6 protein-coding genes and 2 pseudogenes are annotated in these 6,752 nt (G+C 54.1%); 5 read left to right on the top strand and 3 right to left on the bottom strand.

The features are described 5' to 3' along the window. Positions 1 to 399: 399 nt before the first annotated feature. Both ACUY3D_RS10185 and ACUY3D_RS10180 read right to left on the bottom strand, forming a co-directional pair. On the bottom strand, positions 400 to 1,077 hold the full coding sequence (locus ACUY3D_RS10185; protein ID WP_141746399.1) for a hypothetical protein: 678 nt from the start codon (positions 1,075 to 1,077) through the stop codon (positions 400 to 402). A gap of 433 nt (positions 1,078 to 1,510) precedes the next feature. Beyond that, a pseudogene (locus tag ACUY3D_RS10180) lies at positions 1,511 to 1,759 on the bottom strand (hypothetical protein); the annotation flags it as partial. A gap of 113 nt (positions 1,760 to 1,872) precedes the next feature. Between ACUY3D_RS10180 and ACUY3D_RS10175 the strand changes: the two are divergent. From ACUY3D_RS10175 to ACUY3D_RS10165, 3 genes and pseudogenes are all read left to right on the top strand, one after another. Continuing rightward, positions 1,873 to 2,658, top strand: a complete 786-nt coding sequence (locus tag ACUY3D_RS10175) for a DUF6414 family protein (protein ID WP_070562200.1) — start codon at positions 1,873 to 1,875, stop codon at positions 2,656 to 2,658. 131 nt (positions 2,659 to 2,789) lie between these two features. Next, positions 2,790 to 3,794 carry an AAA family ATPase gene (locus tag ACUY3D_RS10170; RefSeq protein ID WP_246816491.1) on the top strand — a complete coding sequence of 335 codons (1,005 nt, stop codon included), beginning with the start codon at positions 2,790 to 2,792 and terminating at the stop codon, positions 3,792 to 3,794. Positions 3,795 to 3,885: 91 nt separating this feature from the next. Continuing rightward, positions 3,886 to 4,157: pseudogene (locus ACUY3D_RS10165) on the top strand (IS701 family transposase); the annotation flags it as partial. Between the two features lie 203 nt (positions 4,158 to 4,360). Here ACUY3D_RS10165 and ACUY3D_RS10160 read toward each other — a convergent pair. Beyond that, positions 4,361 to 4,801 carry a GNAT family N-acetyltransferase gene (locus tag ACUY3D_RS10160; RefSeq protein ID WP_070562196.1) on the bottom strand — a complete coding sequence of 147 codons (441 nt, stop codon included), beginning with the start codon at positions 4,799 to 4,801 and terminating at the stop codon, positions 4,361 to 4,363. A 506-nt stretch (positions 4,802 to 5,307) separates the two neighbouring features. Between ACUY3D_RS10160 and ACUY3D_RS10155 the strand changes: the two genes are divergently transcribed. Together ACUY3D_RS10155 and ACUY3D_RS10150 are read left to right on the top strand one after the other, a co-directional pair. Continuing rightward, positions 5,308 to 6,168: a siderophore-interacting protein gene (locus ACUY3D_RS10155; RefSeq protein ID WP_070562193.1), complete on the top strand. Its 861-nt coding sequence runs from the start codon at positions 5,308 to 5,310 to the stop codon at positions 6,166 to 6,168. Between the two features lie 27 nt (positions 6,169 to 6,195). Then, complete coding sequence (locus ACUY3D_RS10150; protein WP_070562190.1) at positions 6,196 to 6,741, top strand: DNA-3-methyladenine glycosylase; 546 nt, start codon at positions 6,196 to 6,198, stop codon at positions 6,739 to 6,741. Positions 6,742 to 6,752 lie beyond the last annotated feature (11 nt).

The raw sequence follows: 6,752 nt of genomic DNA, 5'->3' as shown, positions 1-6,752 counted from the left end.
ACCAAACATGCGCCTCACCACCAACACATAACCACCAACAACGCCTGAGTAAGACACCGCTACCGGATACTCACTCAGGCGCTACCAGATACTCACCACACCGCTACCATTTCAGTCTTCTGAACACTTTGACGAGAGTCTTCTCGTTTAACTAGGTGGGGTAGACCGTGGCGAATTCATGGGGTGAGCTTGAGCGCTAGCCGGTAGATAGTGCGCCCAGCATCCGTGCGTGGGCGCGAGGTCAGATAACCCACTCGGCCTCCTCAATTCCTTTCGTAGACGATACGTACGAGCCCCGCCGTGATCCGAGTGCACACATGCGTTAAAAAGAATAACGACCTGAGCCCAATAGCCTGGCGAAAACACGGGCCGGCGGTGACGTCTTCAGGCCTCGAGCCCTTACTTACCCAACTTCTTTTCGAGCCGAACTATCCGTTTGTCCCAGTCTCCGTCCCAGCCTGCGTCTCGGGCCTCAACACAGAGGTCTAGGGCTGCTTGGAACTCTTTCTGCTTCTCATAAATAATCGCCAGCTGCTTAAATCCCGGATGTCCAGGGAGAACCTGTGGACCGAGCTCTGTGTACACTACCCGGCCTTCGAACAAGTGAGCATTCTCAGGCAAGAATCGTCCTAGCCCGGCGTCAAACATTGCCCCTGCCACAGTCTTTTCCAGCGAAATCATGACCTTGCATGTAGCAATTGTTTTGGCCAGGAATTCTGGTTCGTCACGCCTACGGTAGTACGCTTTCATTGTGTCACTGAGAGCAAAATGCCTATCGACGGGTGTCATGTAGGGGTCAGCAAAATGATGCCAGGATTCTGAAAGTTTTATCCAAATACCCTTGTCACTGTTCCGATGGAACCACTGAGTAAGTAGCTGAAGAATTCTCGTAACATCGACGTCTTCGGGTTCCAGTTGGCTGTCTCCAATTGTGAGCACAAGAGGGTCCTTGTCGATCACGTCACCATCCGTATGCTCCGCATAAACCTCCCTGATGCGCTGTTTCTCCGGCTCCGTAAACATCGTGTTCCACCAGGATTCGAGACCGTACGCCTCCAGTAGAGTTTTCTGCATCATGCATACGAGAATAACTGGTCACCGACGAAGACAGGCGTTGATAAAAAGCGCCTATACATGACGGCCCCTGTGAAACATAGGGTTACAAGACTTCTGCCAGCCGTTTTCCCAAGCGCAAGGTTTTGTTTCCAACTGTCGCACATCGACGCCTTTCCATCTCCCGCGATCACGGTGGACAACGACGACAATCTCTCCACCGAACGACCTGGCTGCTCATCAGAGGCGTAGAGACTCCGCCAGTGGTAGACCACTGTTTTTGATCGGGAAGCATACCGAAGGCGTAATTCCATAGTGCGGAAATCAACCGGTTAAAGCAACATCATGAGTGCGCCACCCATCTAGGCAAGTTAGCGGTGCGCTTGATGCAACGGCCAGCCAGCAACCGTTCGGTACTGACTGAAATGAATTTTGTAACACGTCCTATAGTGCTTTGTCAGAGGCCTCTCGGCCAGTGGCAGTACGGGGAGTGCCCCTCACCAAGCTGATGACGGCGGCCTGGGCCCCTGCGAGCACGGTGTAGGGACACAGCCCGCCGACCGGGTTTTGGATGATCCACTGACCGTTTCATCCCGACGAACAGATGCGCCACAATCACCAAAGTGACATGGTGGTACTGGCCCTCGAAATGATCCAGCCCCAAACCATGCTTGAGTTCGCGGTAATCGGGTTCGATGCACCACCGGCCGAGAGACAACTAACAAAGCACTATCAGGGACTGCAGTCTTGTGGGTCAGATCCAATGTATTAATAACGTATAATTATACAAAGGACTAAGTTTAATCCGCAGGAGTGCAAGTGGCAGGTAAAAAGCGTGAGAGCCAGGAAATCGTAAAGGTTGTCTATTTCGACCAGGAGACCGCGTCCGACTATCTGGACATCGTTGCAGGAGGTAATCTCTCTACAACTAAAGAAGATATTCATAACCGAACCACAGAAGCTCACGCAGACGTCGATGCAAAACTTAGCGCGAGGCTGAGTTGGCTGCCTTTTCTGCGAGGCTCTGCTGATCTGGGGGCTAGCGCGGAAGCCTCTATTGCGGGCGAGAGTATCCTAAGCAAAACGCTGGCTAACACCATTCTCACTGACTATCTAAAATCTGCAGGCGAGGACGCGAAGATTAGGAAGCTCGAAGGTTATAGTGTTTTCGCTGCTCAAAACTCGATGGCATTTATGAAGATTTACACCCCATTCATGATTGCTGCTCGTACCGAGGATGCAGACTTCGATATCGCACGTATGGATGAGGCTTTAGAAAAAGCGAAGGGGTACTACGAGTTGCTTGGCGAGAACGTCAATGACAGGAAGGTTGTACTCCGATTTAACATTCGTGCCTTTCGAAACAACTATGGTTTATCAGATTTAACCCGGATGAACTTGGTTTTCCACGGTATTGAAGTCGGACGAACGACAGAGGCAAGCCTGAACATTGAGTCCGAAATGGCCCAAGGCGCAACGGGCACTCCGAAACTAGTAGATCTGGTTCAAGATTCCATGCAAGCAGTTCTGGACTCTAGGGAGGACGTAGCTCTGCCGGTTTTTGATGTAGTTCTTGCGGCAGTTGAAGGCAAGGCGGCGGAGTGACTCGCAGCATGAAGGCGGAAATCTATTATGGTCCCCCCTCGTGGTTTGAAGAGCGAACCGACACAATCGGATCAGAGTCATTCTTAGACATTGTCTATGAACGAGACAGTAGGGCGCGGGAGCTCGTAATAGTGCAACGTGATGCGCCTCCTACCGAGGACCAGGACCCTGTGGAAGGGCCAGAGCATGTCGTCGTCAACTCTGGTGATTATGCGAGCTTGGTCGAGGCAACGATTTCCAATTTCGGCGGTCTAATTCAGTCTATCGACCCCAAGAATATTTACTTAAACAATCCTCCACAAGTGGTCCGCTCTCATGTTCAGCGCATTGCGGAAGTGACGGAGATCCACTACAACTACGGTGGATTTAATCCCCGACTTCTTCGAGAATTTTACGACGGTTTTAATGACCACTTGGTCGGGCAAGGTTCTGTAAAGAATGAGCTTTTAGCCGCTATGTATCCGTTAGCTAGCCAAAAAGGGAACGGGCCGGTAGTCGTGATGTTTTATGGCCCGTCGGGTGTTGGCAAAACTGAGACCGCCAAGTTCATCAGCAAACTCACTGGCGGAGACCTTTTCCGTAAGCAATTCTCCATGCTTCATAGCGAAAAGTTTGCCTCCTACGTGTTCGGAGGCAGTCACCAAGAACCCTCACTCGCACATGACTTGATGGAACGAGAGTCCAACGTGATCCTGTTCGATGAGTTCGATAAGGCGAGTCCAGTCTTCCATAGCGCCTTTTACGAATTGTTTGACGAGGGCGTTCTAGAAGACAAGAACTATCGTACGAAGGTGGGAAGCCCGCTCATCATCTGCACGTCGAATTATGGCTCCGAGGAAGCGGTGAAGAAGGCATTGGGAGAAGCACTTTACTCCCGCTTCAATGCGTTTATTGAGTTTCATCCCTTGAGCGTCGAAGAAGTGAGTTTAATTGCAGATCAACTCATTGACTCAAAGGTGGGCAAACTAGATTCAACCGAGCAGGCGCAACTAAACGTCGACAGCATTAGGACTAAGATGAAGCAATACGCTGGGCAACTTGGAAATGTCCGCAAGTTGAGCAGCAGTATTGACCAAGTGATTGGGTTCGAGTTAGCGACGAGCCTTCTCAAGAAGGCTCAGAGCGAGAGGCCCTAGTAGTGCTTTGTTAGCTCTTGTGGAGAGATGTCTGCAGGAGCAGATCAGCGCGTATCAGGACAAATGAGATTGAGCGGGTGCGCGGGGCACCCGCGATCCGGACGGGTCGCTGCCGAGGTGCTGGTTACGGGCCGAGTGGTCCGACGGCGCAGCTGAGCCCAGTGACTACTGGTTATTGACGCTGGATGAGGGCACCCCGATCGAGGAGTTGGTCCGGTGGTCGAAGGTCCACAGGCCGCATCGAACATGACTACCGGGCTGGGCTGCCATCATCACGTCACACTGGTAACCGCGGCGCACCTGTCTGCCACCGGGCAACGCTTGGCCGACGACCTGGCCCCACAAGCCCCGGAGGCGGGCTGAGTTTCTACGCCGTCCCGGCAGACCTCCAGGCCGCTGTCATCCATCTGCTGGGCCAGTGCCCTTACGGCCACCGCGCGGACCCCACCTAACGAAGTACTACTAAGGGTTCTTAATACCACGTGATGGCTACCTCAAAGTGAAAGTCAATTGAAGTGCGTTCGATACTTTGTCCCTGCGCATGGGTTGACTGGCTCATCTCGGCGCTATAGCGGCGAAGCGTACATCGGACGGAATCCGCTTTCATCAGGCACGATTAAGTCCCACCCTAAAGATTGCCAAAATCCGTCCGATCCTTCAGCCAGCGCCAGCATTTGCCGCTGTGGGTACTGCTCTACCACCCAGTGAACGATTGCTTTTCCTATGCCACGACCCCGATGAGCGAGCCTGACGTCGATGAACTGAATCTCGATCACGTCGGGGCCATCCATTGGCAGGGGGTAGGCGGAGTCACTCCAGTAACTCCGGTGAGGCTTCAAGCCCAACTCCAGTAGCGCAACTTGTTCACCGCCATCGCGCACCTCGTACCATTCATAGTCCTCGGATAGTCGGTATGTGCCCAACCAATGCTGGTTGAACTCATAATCACCAGCGATGCCCTGCGAGAATGCCATAGGGTCGGTGATGGGATGAAACGAGAGGTCCATGCCATTATCATACTGCCTGTTCCACACGGAAATTAACGTGTGTAAATCATCTGTCACGGCCGCGTATCGCCAGATCAACGGTAGCCACAATTCGTGGTCACACAGGCCGAGTGAACATCGAATCCGTCATGCGCTTAATTACGCTTTAAACTACGCGTAGCCAGTCGTAGATCGTCGTACCTCAGTGTAGTAGGACCACTCCGAAAACACTCCTCTCGCTGCAAGGATCCTTTTCGAGGCCATCTACGCTCACTAACGAAAATTACGAAACTGCGACCCTGCGTGTCGCGGGTTCGAGCCCGTCAGCCACCCTGAATAGACCCCGCTTTCCGCTTGAGTAGGATGCGGGGTCAACTTTTTGCATTGAGCCACCGCACCCGCGCACCACCAAGCCCCACAACCAGCCGGACTTGAGTATGTTAGCCTTACCTAAACTTAGAGTATGTAGGCTTCTGCCCTCACAGAAGATCTAAGCTCTTGAAGAGATAGCAAGGATAGTGATGACAATGGCTGACCAGGTTAAAGAGGCAGCGCCGAAGCGCAAACCCCGCAAGGCACATGAAGCGACCGTGACTGGCCGCCGCCAAGTATCTCCAGACCTGGTTCGGTTACACATGAGCTCCCCAGCATTCATAGGCAAGGAGCTGGAGTTTACAGATCACTACATCAAGTTGTTGTTCGTGCCAGAAGGTGCCGACTACTCCTGGCCGTTTAATATCGAGCAGATTCGCGCAGAGCAACCGCGCGACAAGCAGCCAATTCTCCGCACCTACACCCTGATCAACGTGAACTCAGAAACCGGGGATTTCGACATCGACTTTGTGTCCCACGGTGATTCCGGCCTGGCTGGCCCTTGGGCACGCAGAGCCGAGGTTGGAGAGAAGCTCGGTTTCCTCGGCCCTGGTGGCGCGTGGGGACCAACCAAAGACTATGAGCACTTTGTGTTCGCCGGCGACGAGTCTGCAGCACCGGCCATCAGCGCTGGCTTGAAGCGGCTTCCCGACGGCGCGACTGCGACTGCATATATCGAGATCGAAGCCGAAGACCGCACGTTTGAACTGCCCACCCGCGATGGCGTGGAAATCACCTGGGTAGTCCGCAATGGCGCTACCCACGGTACTGAGCTATCCCGTGTGGTCCGCGCGGCTGGTATCCCCCAGGAGAAGAAAACCGGATGGTTCATCCACGGAGTCGCCGAAATGATCAAAGAGCTTCGTCGCTTCCTTTTCGTTGAATCCGGGATTCCCAAGGAAGACGTTTCTATCTCTGGCTACTGGCGTATCGGAATGACTGAGGACCAGTGGCAGGCCTCCAAGCGTAATTTCAACGCAGAGATTGAGGCCGAGGAAGAACGAGCTAAGGCCTAACGTTTGTTTTCGCGTTAGACTGCGGCAATGATCGATTTCACCGACACCGCCGACGTCGTTGCTCCCCAGCTTCTGGGCACGGTGCTCACGCACAACGGCGTTTCGGTGCGCATCACGGAGGTCGAGGCTTACCTCGGCGCAGACGATGAGGCCTCTCACACCTTCAACGGCCGCACCCCGCGCAACGCCGCCATGTTCGGCCCGCCCGGCCGCCTCTACGTCTACATGTCCTACGGCATCCACCGGAACGGCAACATCGTCTGCGCGCCCGAAGGAACCGGTCAGGGTTGCTTGCTCCGCGGCGGGGAAGTCATCGACGGAGTAGACCTTGCCTACCAACGCCGGGGCGACACGGAATTTCATAACCTCGCCCGCGGACCGGGAAATTTAGGCAGGGCCCTTGGCTTCAGTATCGCGGACAACGGCACGCCCATTCGCCTTAAACAACGCGATAAGGAACCTGAGTGGGTCCGCGGGCCGCGCATTGGCATCTCCAAGAACCAGGACGCCGCCCTGCGGTTTTGGATTCCCTTTGACAAGACAGTGTCTCGACGCCGCGGTCTGCCGCGCTAGTGCTGCCCGGC

It is taken from the genome of Corynebacterium guaraldiae (assembly GCF_053480195.1).
The sequence above is the reverse complement of the archived record's forward strand: the minus strand, read 5'-3'. Positions and strand labels throughout refer to the sequence as shown.

Bases quoted from the DNA above. Each gene is read 5' to 3' on its own strand.
- ACUY3D_RS10160 (WP_070562196.1), bottom strand. From the start codon at position 4,801: ATGGACCTCTCGTTTCATCCCATCACCGACCCTATGGCATTCTCGCAG.
- ACUY3D_RS10185 (WP_141746399.1), bottom strand. From the start codon at position 1,077: ATGATGCAGAAAACTCTACTGGAGGCGTACGGTCTCGAATCCTGGTGG.
- ACUY3D_RS10155 (WP_070562193.1), top strand. From the start codon at position 5,308: ATGGCTGACCAGGTTAAAGAGGCAGCGCCGAAGCGCAAACCCCGCAAG.
- ACUY3D_RS10150 (WP_070562190.1), top strand. From the start codon at position 6,196: ATGATCGATTTCACCGACACCGCCGACGTCGTTGCTCCCCAGCTTCTG.